The sequence below is a fragment of the Streptomyces violascens genome (assembly GCF_014649955.1).
Taxonomy (GTDB): domain Bacteria; phylum Actinomycetota; class Actinomycetes; order Streptomycetales; family Streptomycetaceae; genus Streptomyces; species Streptomyces violascens.
Map to the genome: position 1 here is coordinate 23,200 of NZ_BMUA01000046.1, position 15,935 is coordinate 39,134.

Sequence of the window (15,935 nt, forward strand, 5' to 3'; positions counted from 1 at the left end):
CGACTCACGTGAGTCGGTGGTGCGTCCCCCTCAAGGCGCTGAGCGCCTGCCTGAGCGCCTGCTAGCCCCGTCTGGCCCCCGTGCCCGGCGGGGCTCTCTCGTGCCCGCAGGCAGCCGTACAGCGGCTCTCAGGGGCAAGGGCAACCCTCGCGCTCCCCACTAGGTGACAGACCACTTAGACGAAGGGGGTACGCGTGGGACGCGTACGCACAATCCAGCGCGGGGGCAGTCGGTTCTACGTCCACCCGGAGCGGCCGGAAATCAAGGTGCCCGGCGTAACCAGCGTGGTCGGGATGCTTCCCAAGCCATTCTTGATGTTCTGGGCTGCGAAGATGACGGCCGAACTCGCCGTAGACAGCCTGCCGTTCGTGGCCCAGATGGCTGAGCGCGACCGGCAAGGGGCGGTCGATTACCTCAAGGGTGCGAGCCGTCGCTACACGAAGATGCGCGCCGACGTGGGCTCGGACGCTCACGACCTGTTTGAGCGCATGATCCGGGGTCAGTTCGTCGGCAGCGTCCACCCGGACCTAGCCGCGTACCGGGACAACTTCGCTGCCTTCCTTGAGGCCGTGAACCCCCGCCTTGAGCGGGCCGAAGACGTGGCATGGAGCGACGCGCACGGCTACGCCGGTTCGTTTGATGCCGTGCTCACGGTGTGGCTGGACAACGACGGCAAGCCGACCCCGGACCGGTCCGGTACGCCGCACCTGCTTATGGCCGACTGGAAGACCAGCAAGGCGACTTACCCCGACGTGGCGCTACAGATGAGCGCCTACGCGAATGCCGACCGGATCATTTCGCCGGACGGTACGAGTGAGCCCATGCCGGAATTCGACGGCGCGGCCGTTCTGCACATCACGCCGGAACTCTGGGAGTTCAAGCCGGTGCGCATTGACGAAGAGGTGTTCTCCTTCTTCCTTGCGCTGCGGAAGGTGTTCACGTGGGACCGGGACGTTTCTAAGACGGTCATCGGTCGCGCTATCGCCAAGAGCGTTGGCAGCCTTGTCACAGGCACTCAGCGCCGCGCCAAGTAGCCGGGAAACCCCCGCGCTCTAGGCCAAGTACAGGGGCGGGCGAGAGGTTGACCCCACCGACTCACGTGAGTCGGTGACTGGCGGTCCCTCCCGCTCGCCCCTCTTTCATCCCGCAGCACTGAGGAGCAAGCGCGCATGTCGCTACTGACCATCTTTGAGACCGACCCCAACGCCAAGCCCAAGCCCAAGCCGTCGTTCAGTGATGACACCGTGGGCCGCTTCCACTCCGGCCGACAGGTGGACGGCCAGCCCGAAGCGCTCTCGGAGTGGCGCATTTCCACGGGTGACCCCGTGGTTGCAAAGGCCGTCTCCCAGCTCTTCGGGGGCGAGCCCATCGAGACGGAGAGCACCGGCGAGAACTTCATAGACGTGTTCACCGACCGTGAGACCGTGCTCATTGTGCTGGACGGCCCGAAGTCGATTCACGCTGACATGAAGCTCTGGAACCGCAACAAGCTGGTTCACCACTGCGACGGCAGCGTCTTCCTGTCGCCGGATGAGCGCAAGGGCCAGCCGTGCCACTGCCCGGAACTCTTCGCTGAGCGCAAGCAGGCCGCTAAGGACTTCATGGGCCCGGCCCCGTCCATCACGGTCACGTTCCGGCTGGCCGATGACCCGGAGCTTGGGCGCTTCAAGTTCCAGTCTTCTAGCTGGGTCATGGCGAGCGTTCTTCACGAATATGAGAACGACCTTTCCGCCGTGGACGGCCCGGCGCTCGCTGAACTCACGCTTGAGCTGGTGGAGTTCACCATCAAGAAGGGCAAGAACAAGGGGCTGAACGTCAGCTACTACAAGCCCGTAATCAACGTGCTCAAGAGCTTCAACGATGCCATTGCGGATGAGCGGTAAAGCCGGTGGCGAAGCTCGACCAGGGCCCCGCGTACGACTGGGCTAAGGCTCTCAAGGGGGCGACGGACGAAACCGTTCGCTCTCCCCTTTGGGAGTTCCCACCCGAAGCGCGCAAGGCGGTAATTCACGAACGGCGAAGGCGCTTCGGCGTGGACGACGAAGAGGGGTACGACTTTGGGTAAGCGAGGCGTTGTCACGGACTACGCCGGGGAAGAGCTTTACCCCGGCGATCTCATCAACTACGCGGCCCGACAGGGGAACCGCGTACGGGTGTCCGACGCGATCATTGAGAAGGTCACGGCCGTACTTGAGGGCGGCAGGCTACGGCCCATGCTCAAGGTGCAGCCGACCGGCACGGAGAGCGGATTCACGAAGCGACGCACCATGCGGGCGGAATGGATCAGCGCCGAACACGCACGGCTCATCATGGCCAGCGCCGGACACGACGACTGACACGGACACCAGGGCCGGGCGGTTCCCATTGCGGGGACTGTCCGGCCCTTTCGTGTACCGGCACCGACTCACGTGAGTCGGTGGACAGGGGGAGACATGGAACGAAGGATCACGGCCGACGCTGCCCCCGCACTGGGGGACGTACGGCAGATGGGTCACGGTGACACTCTGTGGCTCGCCCAGGGGGCGCGGGAGCGGTCCGACTGGTCTAGGTGCGTTGAGGCGCTGGGGGCCGCTGTATCGCGCGGCGCTGAGGTTCGGTGGTCGCGTTGATGGCAGGCGAACCCTTCGCGGTCGCGCTGGTGTGCGCGTTGGCTGGCTCAGCGCTGGGAGTGGTCGGCGTGGCCGTCGCCCTGGTCGTGGGGTGGTGCCGTCGTGGCTAACCCCAACAAGGTGAAGGGGACTCAGTGGGAATCAGACGTACGCGACTACCTCAACGCCGCGCTAGGGCTGGTGGATGAGTACGGCAAGTTCCTGGACCCGTTCGACGCTCACAACGTCCGGCGACCGGCTCAGGAGGGTTCGGCCGACGTGGGCGACGTGCACGCGGTGCCGTTCGTCTTTGAGTGCAAGAACGTGAAGCGGGTGAGCGTCCCAACCTTCCTGCGGCAAGCGGACGTTGAGGCCCGGCACGCTGGCTTCCCGTACGGCGTTGCCGTCGTCAAGGTGCCCCGGCTGAACGTCCGGCGCGGCAAGGTGCATTTCAGCGTTCCGACGTGGACGCGTGTGCGGCTCGCGCTGGGCATGTCGTCGCGTGCGTTTGCAGACCGGTACGCGTTCGCTGCCTCGCTGCGGGGGCTGGACTCCGGCAAGTGGTACATGACCACAGAGCTTGAGGACTTCCGGCTACTGCTTGCCGACGTGCGGGCACTTCGTAACGCACGGTGAAATTTGGACCCGGCGCCGGCACCGGCCTACCAGGGTAATTCGGACATGCCGGGCCCCGCGGAACGAACGCAGAGTTACGTACTGATCTGAGCAACCTTCGCGCTCAAGGGCGAGTGAACGAAGGAGAGCCCAGGAATGAAGTTCGCTCAGATACTCGCCCGCTTCACAGACGTAACCGAACAGAACGACGGGGGTTACCTCGCACTCTGCCCGGCACACCAGGACTCGCGTCCGTCGCTGCGTATCTGGCGTGGGGATGACAACAAGGTCCGCATTACGTGCCGGGCAGGGTGCCCGACTGAGAACGTCGTCAGCGCGGTGAAGCTGACATGGGGGGACCTGTTCAACGCGACCGGCCCCGGTGCGACCGTGCCGCGTGAGCGCCCGGCAATGGTCGGTCCCGGCCCAACGGCCGTACTCGCCATGTACGTTGACCGCTCCGTTGAGTGGCTGCACGACTCAGCCTCTCAGGTGGGGGCTCAGGCTCTCGCCTACGCGGCTAAGCGCTTCGGCGTGGACGACGACCTTGCCGACGAACTCAGGCTTGGCGCTGACGACGGCGCGAGCGTCCCCAACTTCCCCTACCGCTCAAGGGCGTTCACGCGCTTTCCCCGGCTGACCGTGCCCCTTCTCGACTTCCGGGGCGTGGCACGTGGCTTGCAGGGTCGCGACCTGAGCGGGGGGTGTCCGGGACGCTGGGTCTCGCTCCGCAACCCGGACGGCCAGCGCTGGGCCCCGTACGGCGTTTTCAGGGGGCAGGGTGGCTATGGGGTCACCCTGGTCACTGAGGGGCCCGGAGACGCGCTCACAGCGTGCGCCGTGGGCTACGACGCCGTTGCCGTCCGGGGCGCGTCGCTCGCCGGTAACCCGGACCTTGCCGCCGAACTCGCTGACGGGCTCAAGGGCTCGCAAGTCATCGTGGCCGGTGACAACGACCCTGCCGGACGCGGGTTCACTCAGCGCCTTGCCGAAGGGCTGGCCGACCACGGCGTTGCCGTCTACACGCTGACGGTCCCCAACTCCGGTGACGACCTTACGGATTGGCGAGCGCGCGACCCGCACGCTTTCCCCTTCGCGCTCCACCACGCGGTCAAGTCCGCCCGCCCGGTGGGGAGTTCGGCGGAAGCCCAAGCCGAAGCGGTGTCGGCTGAGCTGACCGACCGCACGGGCGCGAACGTGGTGACCCGAGACGAGGGCAGCGAAGCGGCCCGCATCCTGGCCGGGCTCATCAACCGGTACGGCGAGAGCGACGCCATGAACGCGCACGCGCTTGTTGCGTGGTCGGACGGCTCCATTCGCTTCGCTCCGGGGCTGGGCTTCTACGTGTGGAACGGCCGCACCTGGGAGCGCTCGGAAGTCCGCGTGCGGCAAGAGATCCACCGTATGGGGGCCGCTCTCGTTCTCGCTGGCGAGACGCAGAAGGCGCGGGGGTTCACGATGACCACGCGGATTGACGCCCTAATGACGGAACTGCGCAGCGTGCCCACGGTCCACGTGGACGCATCGGAGTTCGACAACCGGCCGGACCTGCTGAGCTTCAAGAACGGGACGGTTGACCTTCGGACCGGCGAACTCCGCCCGCACGACAAGCGCGACATGCTCACGTACCGGCTCGCTCTCGACTACAACCCCCAAGCCGAGTGCCCGCGTTGGGAACAGTTCCTTACGGAGATCTTCCCCCGGGACCCTGAGATGCCCGGCTATTTTCAGCGGCTCATCGGCTACGGCATCACGGGCGACAACTCCGAACAGTGCTTCTGTGTGTGCTGGGGCAAGGGGGCCAACGGCAAGTCCGTCGCCACCGACACGCTTACGGCCGTCTTCCGGGCCATCAGCCGGACCACTCCCTTTGCCACGTTCGAAGAGAAGCCGTCCGGTGGAATCCCCAACGACCTTGCAGCGCTCAGGGGTTCGCGTCTCGTCATGGCGTCTGAGGGTGAATCCGGCAAGCCCATGTCAGAGAGCGTCCTCAAGCGTGTGACCGGAAAGGACGAGATAGCCGCGCGCTTTCTGCGGCAAGAGTTCTTCACCTTCAAGCCGACGTTCCTGTTGCTTCTCGCCACGAACCACCGGCCGAAGTTCAAGGGGGCGGACGAGGGGCTTTGGCGGCGCGTCAAGCTACTGCCTTTTACTCGATACTTCGCGCCGCATGAGCGGGATTACGGCCTTGATGTGAAGCTCATGCAGGAAGCCGAAGGCATTGCCGCATGGGCCGTCCGTGGGGCTGTCGAGTGGTACCGGGGCGGGCTCAAGGACCCGTCCGCCATTACCAGGGCGAGCAACGAATACCGGGCGACCAGTGATGCACTCGCCGGATTCCTACCGGGTGTGCTTGAGCACTGCGACGACTCCCACGTAATGAACGGCAACGACGCTTTCAATCACTACTTGGATTGGTGCGAGGCAGAGAACTTGCCTCAGAAGGAGCGATGGACTCGCCGCACGTTCTACGGCGCTCTTGAGGAGCGAGGGGTTACCCGCGTGATCAAGCGCGCGGGTGTCGCTCTCGCTGGTGTGCGCGTGGCCGAAGCGGCAGCGCCCGCAGACGGGCCCGGCATCTTCGCCAAGTAACCCACCACCCAAAGCAGACCACCGACTCACGTGAGTCGGTGGTCTGTCTGCGTTTAGGAGCGTGCCCGTGCTGACCTATCGACACCCGGTAGCCGGGGACATGGTGAACGTCCACGTACCGGCCACCCCCGAAGAGCTAGACGCGTTCGTGAGCTGGGCCCAGCGCGCGACGGAACGCGGGCCGATCGCGCTGGACACGGAGACAACAGGTCTCGACGTGTTCAGCGACGGCTACCGCTTGCGCACGGTCCAGTTTGGCGACGCGCATGACGCGTGGGTCATTCACTGGGAGCGGGGCGGCCACTTCCGGCGCGCTGCCCTTGAGGTGCTGACGAAGGCTCGCCGGTTCCTCATTCACAACGCTGCCTTTGACTGGCTCGTCTTGGACCGGCACGCGGGCATTCCTTTGGAAGAGCTTGCGCCCCGGACGCGAGACACAAAGGTGATGGCCGCTCTTGTGGACCCGCGCCAACCCCAGGAAGGGGGCATTGGGACCGGCCTCAAGCCCCTGTCGGCGTACTACGTGGACCGGACGGCCCCAGACACTCAAGGCGACCTTACGGCCGTCTTCCGGGGGCTGGGGCTCACGAAGGCAACCGGCTGGGCTGGCATTCCGTTGGGGCACCCCACCTTCAACCTGTACGCCGGTTTGGACTGCATTTTCACCGCCCGGCTAGAGCCGTGCCTTTCCGCTGAGCTGACCCGGCTAGAAGTCCGTGACCGGCTCGTTGACTACGAACACGAGATTGCCCGTATCTGCGCTCACATGCAGCGCAAGGGGCTGGTCCTTGACGAAGAGTTCACGCGGGAGCTTGATTCCGCGCTGAGCGAGGATGCCCGCGAGAACGCCGACGTGGCTGCCCGGTACGGGGTCGAGTCGGTCAACTCGAACAAGCAGATTGCGGAAGCCCTCACCGCCATGGGCGAGACGCTGACGGAGCGGACGGCAGGCGGGGCTGTCAAGGTGGATAAAGCCGTCTTGCTCGCGCTGGCGGACATGGACTTGCAATGGAAGCGCCTAGGCATCCGAATGCCCAACCCGCTTGCCGAAGCCGTCTTGAGGAGTAAGCGCGCGGGCAAGTGGCGTTCCGCGTATGCCGAGACGTTCCTAGACACCGTTGACAGCACGGGCAGGGTGCATTGCGGCATCAACCCACTTGCCGCGCGCACGGGCCGTATGAGTGTGAACCGCCCCGCGCTTCAAACGCTGCCCTCTAGCGACCAGATGATCAGGCGTTGCCTTCTGGCTGACGAAGGTCACGTCATGGTCAGCACTGACTTTCAGGCCGTGGAAATGCGCGTACTCGCGGCGCTCGCTGACGTGCGCCGGATGAAAGAGGGCTTTCAATCCGGTGGCGCTGAATTCGATATCCATATGTTCACGGCTCAGCTCATCAAGGGGCTTGAGGCTACCGAGAAGGACCGCAAGCTCTTCAAGGGCGCTGGGTTCGGCAAGGTCTACGGCGGCGGTATTTCCACGCTGGCCAGACAGACCGGCGCGTCTGAGGACGAGATCAGGCGAGCGGTCAACGCCTATGACCGGGCATTCCCGGAGATCCGGCGAGCGTCGGCACGCTGGCAGCGGGAAGCCCGTGCAACCGGCATGGTCACCGTGTCGGCAACCGGCCGACGAATGCCGCTGGACCGTGACCGCGCCTATGCCGTCGTGAATTACCAATGCCAGTCGGCAGCGCGTGACTTGCTGGGGCAAGCCCTCTTGAACGCCGAGAGCGCTGGGCTCCTGGACGCGATGCGCTTGCCGATCCATGACGAAATTCTCGCGTCGGTCCCGGCAGGCGAAGCGGAAGAGTTCGCCCGCGAGTTTGAGAAGGCCATGACCTTTGACCTGTTCGGCGTACCCATCGTCAGCAAGGCAGACGTGGGGAGCCGGTCGTGGGGCTCGCTGTACGGGGCCGACTACTAGGCACCGACTCACGTGAGTCAGTGGTCCGTTATCCGCGCGTTACCTGACTCGTCCTCAAGGATGACCGAAAGGGGGTATCTCTACGCCTACCGGCTGAGCGCGATTGCTGCTCAGCCACGTTCTACAACCTTGCAAAAGACCAACGGTCTAACCCCACATCAACCCCGTTGTTGCTGTCCGCTTCGCTGCCTAAGTTCAGCGCCACGCAACGACGTTAGGCAATGCGCAAGCCCCGTTCGAGCGATCCCGGACGGGGCTTTGCCATGCCCCTGCATGTCCTGACGCTTCGGTGATTTCGGTCGCCAATCGGTCTCGCGCGCTCTGCCCCGTTCCGGGCAACCCTTGCGCTCCCCAACGGAGTGCAAGCAACCCACGGAACACGCGGAGCACTCCAGATGATCGACCTTTCCGAAGCCCAGATTGCCGCCGCTAAGGCGAACGACCTTGACGCCATTACGGCAGTCGCTCAGGCCACGGAAGAGCGAGTGAAGCAACTCGCATGGAAGTACGCGACCGGTGGCGGACGCACAGACCAGACCCTTGCCGAAGACCTTGCCCAAGAGGGCCGCATAGCCGTGTGGGAGGGACTGAGCCGCTTCAACGGCCACACGGTGGCGGAGTTCTTCACCTTCATTGACCGAACGGTCAAGGGCGTCATGAGCGACAACCGCAAGGAACAGACCCGGCAGGGTGTTTCCCGCTCCGTCGCTGCCGCCTTTGAGCGGGCGCTCTCGCTGGCCGGTGGCGACCCGTACGAGGCTGAATGGCTGGCCACCACGAAGGAAGCCATGGGAGACCGGCGACTCAGCGATGACACGGCGTACGCGGCCCGGCTGAGCTACCAGGGTGTTGAGTACCTGGACGCGCCCCTTGGTGAGACGGAGACCGGCGAGACTGTGACGCTTGCCGACCGGCTTGCCGTTGAGGCCGAAGTGCCTGCCGACCTTCTTGAGCCCAACGACTTCGCGCGGGAGCGCAGCAAGCAGACGAGCGTGAAGGTGCGCAAGACCCTTTTCAAGATGGGCGAGCAACAGCGAACCGTCCTCATGGGGCTGACCGGCATTCTCCCCGTGGATTTCTACGGCACCGAACGGGACGACGAACTCTCACGCGACCACGGGATACCGCTCCACCAGGTCCGCATAGTCCGCAGCAAGGGCAAGGACCGATTTGCCGAACTGTGGCTTGCCGCCGCGTAGTCGAGAGGGAATCCGAAATGAAGTTCTCGACGGCTGACGGCGGAACCGTAGAAGTGACCCGCGTAGGAATCTCTTTCGATATCCACGTACGCGACGCTGCCGGGCGCACGGTCGCCACGGTTGACATGTCGTCCGATGACGCATTCGCGCTCATGCAAGAGCTTGACTCCCTGAACCCCTGAATACCCCCAGCGACAGGAGAACCGAAGTGCTGAACGTGACCCGAGAGACGAAGGCCACCCTTGCCGCCCAGAACGGCGGGCGCGTGCTCGCGTGGCACAACGACAAGGAGCGCGGGACGCTGAGCGTTGCCGTACCGGGCGACCGCGCCAAGCTCACGCCGACCGAAGCGCGCAACCTTGCCGCATGGCTCATCGACGCCGCGAAGGCGATAGAGACCCCGGATCGCGCGCCGCTCCGTACGGCCATGCTCCGCACCGAAGAGCGGGTCTCGCGCTGGTGACCACCGACTCACGTGAGTCGGTGGGTGAATCCCTTGGAAGGGGCAGGCATGGCAAGACGGCTTTGTGACACCTGTTACGTGCGCGAGCGCTGGGGCTGCAACTGCCCTAGCAAGAGCGGTAGTTCATGGGTCTTCTGGGCCCTGGTCATCGCGGCCGTGCTCTTGCTGAGCGGCTGCCAACTGGACGACGGCCGTGAGTGCGTGGACTACGACACGCAAACGACACTCGTCAACACCTACAACGGCAAGACGTACACACCCCATCTGGTGACCACGACCGTATGCGCGAAGTACGCCGACAAGTGACCACCGACTCACGTGAGTCGGTGCCTACCAGGAAGGGGCCCAATGCCCGGCAAGGATGACCGTACGGCGTTCCTCGCGCGCTTCACTGAGACCCTGGGGGATGCGTCCGTCCCGGACCGTGTGACGGCCGCATACGAGCTGGTGAAGGCGGGGGCTCGCTCGCTGGGGGAGTCGGCCAACTGGGAAGGTGCTTGCGATTGGGTGACTGCAAACTACGAAGAGGCGACCACGGACGAGCGCCGGAAGTGGGTAGCCCTTGAGGGCTCCATCCTGCTTGAGGCGGCCAACACGTAGCGTCACACGGGACCACTGACTCACGTGAGTCAGTGCCCCATATGAGGGCCCCTGCCGTAAATGGCGGGGCCCTTTTCTTTTGGCCATGTACATGCTTAGTGCAACTAAAATATTTTCATGTAGTGACCATGTGTTGGGTTTCACAAGCGAGCAAGATCGTTAAGGGAACCTAAAGTCGCAGGTGGGTGCTCTACAACCTAGGGATGACTTCGGTGGTCTACCCCTGTGCCGGAGGATGACATTTCGTTTAAGAGCTACCGACTGTCGTACGTATGTGCGAAGGTATCTGGGTGACTACACAGAGTGCAGGGGAAGTACTCGTGTCGGTCTGGGTTCCGGAGCTGGGGGACAACCGCCTTGCTTGGCACCCGTGTGCCGACATGCCATATCCGCTCATCGCTGAGCGGGTGTCAGGGTGCCGCGCGGTGCCCGCGATGTTGCGAACGCAAGGGGCGTTGATGGGTCGGTTGTTGAAGCGGGGCCGTTACCACGGCTTCCGGGTGCTTGCCACGGACGGGACGACCGGCGAACTGGTCGGCTTCTCGGAGTGGTACGTCAGTCCCGAGACGGGCGCGTACTTGCCCTTCGGCGGGGACTGGTCGGCGTGCGACTACGGCCAGCACGAGCACCACCAGCACGACCAGGACGACACCGAACAGCCTGCCGCTTCGCTCGCCGCGTAACGGCCCAACACCTACCCACCACAGGAGATCCCGCCGACGCTCAGCGCCGACGCAACACCGGCCCGCAAGGGTCATGTAACACAGGGGGTTTTACATGTCTTGCCGCCCGCCCGCCCGCCCAGCTCTGGCCTTCGGCGTCACCGCCGTTGTCTGGTCGCTGCTGCTGCTCATGGGCCCCGCCCAAGCCAGCCCCGCAACTGACGTGAGAACGCCCGGCACTTCGGCCCCAGAGCGCTCACAGACGGCCAACAACGGCCCCGCCTCAGCTTCGCCCGCCACGCACCCTCAGCGGCCTTCTGACGGCCCCGTGCGGCCCACCGCTCCCAGCGCCCCGGCCAGCCCCGAAGAGCCCGCAGAAGACCCCGTGGGCGACGTTGACGACGACGGCGAAGAGGCGGACGAGAACGGCCCCGTTCCAGCCCCGCCCACCAGCCAACCGCCCACGCCTCCGCGTGTGCCAGAGAGCGGTACGGCAACGGACGAGAAGGCCGACCAGGAGCGCGGGGGGCTGCTCAGCAAGGACACCGTGGGCCACGCGCTGGGCAAGGTCATGCCGGGCGCCGACGACATGGTTGAGAAGGTGCCCGACTGGGCTTGGCCCTTGCGTGCCCCGCTCGCCAATGTGGCCGACCCCGGCACGCCGGTTGAGCTTGAGGTGGCCACCGTCGCTGACGAGCTGCAAGAGAGCTACGCTCCCGCCGCGTGATCACGCAGAGCAATTCCGCGGGGCCCGGCATGTCCGTTTCGCCCTAGGAATTTTATGCCGGCGAGGCCCCAAAATTTCACGCAGGGTAGCAAAGAGCCCCGCCGCTCCGAAGGGGGTGGAGTGGCGGGGCTCAGGCTGAACGGGCGCGCGGGCTAGGCGTCGGAGTTCCGGGCGAACTCGACCAGCCCGGCCCATCCTTCGGGGCTCAAGGCCAGCACGGGCCCGCTGGGGTTCTTGCTGTCCCGGACGTGCACAACTCCGGTAGCCGCCGCGTGCTTCGGTGCCCACTGGATGCACTCACCGCCGTTGTTCTGGCTATAGCTTGAGCTGGTCCAGTCTTCGGGGATGTCGGCATGGTTCATGAGTAACAGTCCTTCGTAATGGAGTCGATCAGCTCTGCCGTCTCATCCGGCGGCGCGGCCATGGCCTTGAGCAGATCATAGGCATCCTGGGCTGACGCCACATCGTCCGTTTCAGCAAGGACGTACCCCTTGGGGAAGCCGTCCACGTGCACCACGTCAGCGCCTTCGGAGAAGCTGAGCAGACCGAACGGGCTCGCCCAACCATGGTGCTTGCCGTTGTCACGGATGATCTGAACGCGGTGGGCTGGGTTCTCTGCCAAGTCCCGAAGGTGCGCGAGCTGGGCGCGCATCACGTCCTTCGTCCCAACGACGTTCCGTAGCACCACTTCGTTGAGCACCAGCCACAGACGGGTTGGCTTTTCCCGCGTGAGGATGCGTTGCCGCTCTATGCGCGCAGTCACCAGGTCGTCTAGGTTCGTCGGCCGACCCGTACGCAGAACGGCCCGCGCGTACCCCTCCGTCTGCACGAGACCCGGCACAAGCTGGGGGTGGAACATGCGTACCGAAGTGGCCTTCTCCTCAAGCTCAACGTACGCACGGAACCAGGGCGGGAAGGCGTACCGCAGCGCGAGCGGCCACAGTCGAACGAAGCGGCCGTTGGAGTGGGGGAACATGCGGTCGCACGCTTGCGCGAACTCAAGCGTGGGCACCCGTTCGCCGGTCTCGACCTTGGCCACCAGCGAGTACCCACAGTTCGCCGCCTTGCCCAGTGCGGCGCGCTTCATCCCCAGTCGTTCACGCTCCAACTGCACTTCGCTGCCGAAGTGCTTCAACGGCGACCACGCGGGGTCTGCCGGGTCGGCGCTCTCATTTTCGACACTCATACGAACCCCCTAGTGGTCGTTGGACAGTTGGGATTGTCCAACTCTCCTCCCTGGTGAGCGTACGCGTACGGGCCGAACCTTGTGTAAGCACGACGCAACTACCAGCGACGAGGCGAAGGGGCACGGCAACGATGGCCAACGACCTACCGAAGCGGCACCCCCGCGACGGCGCGGCGGAGCTTGAAGCGGCCGTCACCCGACGCGAGTTCTTCCGGCTCACACCGGAGGAATGCCCGCTTCCCCAGTGGTTAAAGCTGCCTCCGCGCGCCGTGCCGACCAGGACCACCGTGACCCCAACCCGCAGCGTGCTGGGCGTCGTTGAGGCTGCGCTACTTCGGAGGTTGGGCGAGTGAGCGACACAACGGCCGTAGAGGTGCCGATGCCGGGGCTTGAGCCTGTTGCGCATCCGGACTGCCGGGTGTGCTTCGCGGCGGACCGTGGGCGGACGGCTGCGCGGACGCAAGGGGCAGCCGGGCGGGTCCGGGACTTCAGCCGGATCATTGCCGCTCACCCTCACGGGATGGAGGCAGAGCGGTGACGGCCAACGCTCCGGAGCGCCCGCAGGCGGACGAGGAGCACGACCAGGACCAGCCGCCGACGACGGCCGAAGCGCTGGCCGACAAGGCCGCGAAGTTGGGGGCCGAAATCGACAAGCACCTAGAAAGGCTGAGGCGGCAGTAATGAGAGAGCGCTACGGCTTCCGGCGCTTCCGTGTGGAGGCAGACCACGAACCGGATGCGGAGCCCAACACCCAACGCTTTGAGTGCGCCGTGTGCGGGGATGCCGGGCCCAAGGTGGAAGTGGAGATGCAGGAGACCCCGGAAGCTCAGGTGAAAGCGGAAGCCGACGCGGGGATAAGGGCAGCCGACTGGATTGCCGACCACCGGAACGCCAACCGGGAGCACCTGACTTACCGGCGGGTGTTCACCACTCCGTACCGCGTTGTTCCCGGGGAGTGGTCGGCGTGAGGCAGCCCATTGACGGCTATTGGTGCGAGGTTGCCGCGTGCTGGCCGGACGGACGCCGGGAATGGGTTCTGGGTGGCTACCGGGCAGACACGCCCCGCTTAGCGGTCCGATGGTTACGGAGCCAGGCTGTTCGGCTGGCCAACGCCCTTGACCCTCTGCCGGGTATTGGGCCCCTGCCGCCCGAAGCGCTACACGAGACCAACCCGAGCAATCCGAACCCCGGCAACATTTTCCGGAAGTGGTCGCGGGACTTCCCCGCGCAAGAGCAACAGATGGGGAACCTTGCTGCCGGTAGGCCCTTTAGCGTTCTCGCTGGCGGACCGGATCGCGTATTCGGACTGATGGACTTGGATATCTTCTACGCCCTTTCGGTGCGGCCGTTGGTGCGCGACTTCTTCACCGACTGGCAGATTGCCGAAATGGAATACGCGGCAGCCTGAGCCGCTTACATACTCCCGCTCCCGCTGACTAATCGGAATCGCTTCCCCAAGCATCGGTCTCAGCGGGGGCGGGGCAAGCCCCCGTTCCGTTCATTCGCTACAGGAAGGGCTAATGAACGGGACGGGCTCAATCCCCGCCCGGCTGTGCAAGGACAGCGACAGTCGGGCGGGCCAGCAAGAGCACGCAACCAAGGGAGAACACAGAGTGAGTGCAACCCTTCCCGCCCCCGAAAGGGTGGCGGAGCGAGCGAAAGAAATCATGTCGGCCATTGAGGCTGACCCGGAGTTCGGCGCGTTCTGTGCCGCCGCGCTCAAGTACGACGAGGCGTGGACCTGCTTTACCGGCTTCCCCGTCATCGCGAACTGGGACTTGGACGCCGACAAGCGCCCGCTTCTCACGGAGGGGCTTCGTGCCCTTTCCCTCAAGGCTGCCGTGTACGAGATGGGCGGCCAGGACGAGGACATGACGGAAATCCCCGTCGCCGTCCCGGTGGACGAGATGATGCACGCGATGATCGCCCAGCCGCAGCTTCTCGACCGGATCGCGAAGCGGGTCGGGGTGTCGGTAATTCACCAGACCGACAAGGAGCACCACGACTACGCGCCCGGCGACTACACCCACAAGGCGTACGTAGCCGCGTGGGGCGAGCCGAACGACCGCTATTGGGTCGGCCACACGGAAGCGGCGCGACGGCTGGAAATCCTGGACGCCAAGTACGAGGCGGCGGGGTTCCTTCGGTCCGGCAAGGCGCACCGAATCGACTTCGCTGCCGCGTAGTCGTCAGCCCATCGCACGGCGCAGCACGTCGGTTGCGTCAAGGTCCGGGAACTGACGCCGGATCTCTGCCGACGCTAGTGCAATGAACTGGTCGAGCAAGACCGGTGCAGCGCCGTAAAGCACGTCATGCAGGTACGGCACCAATTCGGAAGGGTCGGGCGGCAAATGCAACTCAGCGGTCAGCGGTGCGTTCTCGCTCTTGTACCGGGCGACCGGCAGCCCGACCCTATCCGGATGAACGCAAACCGGCGTTCCGTCAGCCGTGTACCGATATCCGTCCGCAGGGTTGTACGGGCATTCCTTGCTGGGCCGCTCGAATACGTCGAACTCCCCAACGGGAAGGCGACGCGACGGGCAGACGCCGCAAGCAAGGTGCAGAACATCACCGTTCACGAAGGGCTCAGCCATGCAGCGAGCCTAGCCCCGACCAGGGGCCACAAGACCCCCCTTCTGGCCGTTCCCACCATCGGGCGGGTAGATCGCTCAGAAGGGGCGCGTAACCCTCTCTCGCGGCCATTGGGCGCACGCTTGAGGGGATGAGGGGTGACCGGCCCGGACTCTGCCGGAACGGCCCCCGAACGGCCCCGTCCGTCTGCTGCCCCCGTGGCAGATGGGCGGGGCTACCGCCCCCCGTACAACGGGTGTTACGTTCGTCCGAACAACAAAACAAGGTGGCCCCGGCGAGTGCTGGTAACACTCCCGAGGCCGTGGACGACATCACTTTGAGGAGCTGTCGCCGTGCGCAACTCTATCGCGCGCGCCTTCGTGGCGTGCCTTCGTCTCATCCTGACTGTCTTGCTGCCCGCTGAGGGCAAGCACCGGACAACCACCGTGGAGCCCGTAGCGGCCCCTGTGGAGCCCGTAGCGGCCCCGCCGCTACCCCGGAGCCCCTACGCCACTGCCAACGCTTCTGGCGCTCTGCTCAGGGGTGAGGACGTGGAACTCATCCGGCCGTACATGATCGCGTTCGAGCGGCAGCGCCGAGAGCGGACCGAAGCCCTACAGCGTCAGCGGCGCGCGATCCTCTCGCTTGCCCTGGACGGCATCGACGTGGGGCCCGATGTGATCCACGGGCGACGGCTTCCCGCCCCAGCGTGACCGCTACCTAGCCCCTAAGAAGCCCCGTCCGGCTACCAACCGGGCGGGGCTTCTTGCTGCCCTCATACGGGGCCTACAGGCCCCGCATACCCTGG

General features: G+C 65.2%; 19 protein-coding genes. 16 read left to right on the forward strand and 3 right to left on the reverse strand.

The window, feature by feature from the left end:
• Positions 1–194: 194 nt before the first annotated feature.
• The 11 genes from IE206_RS40110 (at position 195) to IE206_RS40160 (ending at position 11,370) form a co-directional block, all read left to right on the forward strand.
• Complete coding sequence (locus IE206_RS40110; RefSeq protein WP_189971346.1) at positions 195–1,034, forward strand: hypothetical protein; 840 nt, start codon at positions 195–197, stop codon at positions 1,032–1,034.
• A gap of 135 nt (positions 1,035–1,169) precedes the next feature.
• Positions 1,170–1,883, forward strand: coding sequence for a recombination directionality factor (locus IE206_RS40115; RefSeq protein WP_189971347.1), 714 nt, complete (start codon positions 1,170–1,172; stop codon positions 1,881–1,883).
• Between the two features lie 174 nt (positions 1,884–2,057).
• Positions 2,058–2,336, forward strand: coding sequence for a hypothetical protein (locus IE206_RS40120; RefSeq protein WP_189971349.1), 279 nt, complete (start codon positions 2,058–2,060; stop codon positions 2,334–2,336).
• A 375-nt stretch (positions 2,337–2,711) separates the two neighbouring features.
• Positions 2,712–3,224 carry a hypothetical protein gene (locus tag IE206_RS40125; protein ID WP_189971351.1) on the forward strand — a complete coding sequence of 171 codons (513 nt, stop codon included), beginning with the start codon at positions 2,712–2,714 and terminating at the stop codon, positions 3,222–3,224.
• A 135-nt stretch (positions 3,225–3,359) separates the two neighbouring features.
• Entirely contained in the window at positions 3,360–5,795 is a 2,436-nt protein-coding gene (locus IE206_RS40130) for a phage/plasmid primase, P4 family (protein WP_189971353.1), read from the forward strand.
• Positions 5,796–5,862: 67 nt separating this feature from the next.
• Positions 5,863–7,719, forward strand: a complete 1,857-nt coding sequence (locus tag IE206_RS40135) for a DNA polymerase (protein ID WP_189971355.1) — start codon at positions 5,863–5,865, stop codon at positions 7,717–7,719.
• A gap of 395 nt (positions 7,720–8,114) precedes the next feature.
• On the forward strand, positions 8,115–8,918 hold the full coding sequence (locus tag IE206_RS40140) for an RNA polymerase sigma factor (protein WP_189971357.1): 804 nt from the start codon (positions 8,115–8,117) through the stop codon (positions 8,916–8,918).
• A 208-nt stretch (positions 8,919–9,126) separates the two neighbouring features.
• Positions 9,127–9,381 carry a hypothetical protein gene (locus IE206_RS40145; RefSeq protein ID WP_189971359.1) on the forward strand — a complete coding sequence of 85 codons (255 nt, stop codon included), beginning with the start codon at positions 9,127–9,129 and terminating at the stop codon, positions 9,379–9,381.
• Positions 9,382–9,429: 48 nt separating this feature from the next.
• Entirely contained in the window at positions 9,430–9,687 is a 258-nt protein-coding gene (locus IE206_RS40150) for a hypothetical protein (RefSeq protein ID WP_226599010.1), read from the forward strand.
• A 752-nt stretch (positions 9,688–10,439) separates the two neighbouring features.
• Complete coding sequence (locus tag IE206_RS40155; RefSeq protein ID WP_189971361.1) at positions 10,440–10,664, forward strand: hypothetical protein; 225 nt, start codon at positions 10,440–10,442, stop codon at positions 10,662–10,664.
• A gap of 364 nt (positions 10,665–11,028) precedes the next feature.
• Positions 11,029–11,370, forward strand: coding sequence for a hypothetical protein (locus tag IE206_RS40160; RefSeq protein WP_189971363.1), 342 nt, complete (start codon positions 11,029–11,031; stop codon positions 11,368–11,370).
• 152 nt (positions 11,371–11,522) lie between these two features.
• Here the strand turns inward: IE206_RS40160 and IE206_RS40165 are convergent, their stop codons facing one another.
• Both IE206_RS40165 and IE206_RS40170 read right to left on the reverse strand, forming a co-directional pair.
• Positions 11,523–11,732 carry a DUF397 domain-containing protein gene (locus IE206_RS40165; RefSeq protein WP_189971365.1) on the reverse strand — a complete coding sequence of 70 codons (210 nt, stop codon included), beginning with the start codon at positions 11,730–11,732 and terminating at the stop codon, positions 11,523–11,525.
• Positions 11,729–12,556: a helix-turn-helix domain-containing protein gene (locus tag IE206_RS40170; protein WP_189971367.1), complete on the reverse strand. Its 828-nt coding sequence runs from the start codon at positions 12,554–12,556 to the stop codon at positions 11,729–11,731. The genes IE206_RS40165 and IE206_RS40170 overlap by 4 nt, the downstream gene beginning before the upstream one ends.
• A gap of 534 nt (positions 12,557–13,090) precedes the next feature.
• Here IE206_RS40170 and IE206_RS40175 point away from each other — a divergent pair.
• From IE206_RS40175 to IE206_RS40190, 4 genes are all read left to right on the forward strand, one after another.
• Positions 13,091–13,237 carry a hypothetical protein gene (locus IE206_RS40175; protein ID WP_189971369.1) on the forward strand — a complete coding sequence of 49 codons (147 nt, stop codon included), beginning with the start codon at positions 13,091–13,093 and terminating at the stop codon, positions 13,235–13,237.
• Positions 13,237–13,524: a DUF7848 domain-containing protein gene (locus tag IE206_RS40180; protein WP_189971371.1), complete on the forward strand. Its 288-nt coding sequence runs from the start codon at positions 13,237–13,239 to the stop codon at positions 13,522–13,524. Before IE206_RS40175 ends, IE206_RS40180 begins: the two co-directional genes overlap by 1 nt.
• Complete coding sequence (locus IE206_RS40185; RefSeq protein ID WP_189971373.1) at positions 13,521–13,964, forward strand: hypothetical protein; 444 nt, start codon at positions 13,521–13,523, stop codon at positions 13,962–13,964. The genes IE206_RS40180 and IE206_RS40185 overlap by 4 nt, the downstream gene beginning before the upstream one ends.
• Positions 13,965–14,223: 259 nt before the next feature.
• Positions 14,224–14,742: a hypothetical protein gene (locus IE206_RS40190; RefSeq protein WP_226599012.1), complete on the forward strand. Its 519-nt coding sequence runs from the start codon at positions 14,224–14,226 to the stop codon at positions 14,740–14,742.
• A gap of 3 nt (positions 14,743–14,745) precedes the next feature.
• On the opposite strand, the gene IE206_RS40195 is transcribed toward IE206_RS40190, so the two are convergent.
• Positions 14,746–15,150 (reverse strand): hypothetical protein, encoded by a 405-nt coding sequence (locus tag IE206_RS40195; RefSeq protein WP_189971377.1) that lies wholly within the window; start codon positions 15,148–15,150, stop codon positions 14,746–14,748.
• A gap of 528 nt (positions 15,151–15,678) precedes the next feature.
• On the opposite strand from IE206_RS40195, the gene IE206_RS40200 reads away from it, so the two are divergent.
• Positions 15,679–15,840 carry a hypothetical protein gene (locus tag IE206_RS40200; protein WP_226599013.1) on the forward strand — a complete coding sequence of 54 codons (162 nt, stop codon included), beginning with the start codon at positions 15,679–15,681 and terminating at the stop codon, positions 15,838–15,840.
• Positions 15,841–15,935: the final 95 nt, after the last annotated feature.

Coding starts and splice junctions, on each gene's coding strand:
- IE206_RS40195 (WP_189971377.1), bottom strand. CDS start 15,150: ATGGCTGAGCCCTTCGTGAACGGTGATGTTCTGCACCTTGCTTGCGGC.
- IE206_RS40190 (WP_226599012.1), top strand. CDS start 14,224: ATGTCGGCCATTGAGGCTGACCCGGAGTTCGGCGCGTTCTGTGCCGCC.
- IE206_RS40150 (WP_226599010.1), top strand. CDS start 9,430: ATGGCAAGACGGCTTTGTGACACCTGTTACGTGCGCGAGCGCTGGGGC.
- IE206_RS40180 (WP_189971371.1), top strand. CDS start 13,237: ATGAGAGAGCGCTACGGCTTCCGGCGCTTCCGTGTGGAGGCAGACCAC.
- IE206_RS40165 (WP_189971365.1), bottom strand. CDS start 11,732: ATGAACCATGCCGACATCCCCGAAGACTGGACCAGCTCAAGCTATAGC.
- IE206_RS40140 (WP_189971357.1), top strand. CDS start 8,115: ATGATCGACCTTTCCGAAGCCCAGATTGCCGCCGCTAAGGCGAACGAC.
- IE206_RS40155 (WP_189971361.1), top strand. CDS start 10,440: ATGGGTCGGTTGTTGAAGCGGGGCCGTTACCACGGCTTCCGGGTGCTT.
- IE206_RS40130 (WP_189971353.1), top strand. CDS start 3,360: ATGAAGTTCGCTCAGATACTCGCCCGCTTCACAGACGTAACCGAACAG.
- IE206_RS40115 (WP_189971347.1), top strand. CDS start 1,170: ATGTCGCTACTGACCATCTTTGAGACCGACCCCAACGCCAAGCCCAAG.
- IE206_RS40170 (WP_189971367.1), bottom strand. CDS start 12,556: ATGAGTGTCGAAAATGAGAGCGCCGACCCGGCAGACCCCGCGTGGTCG.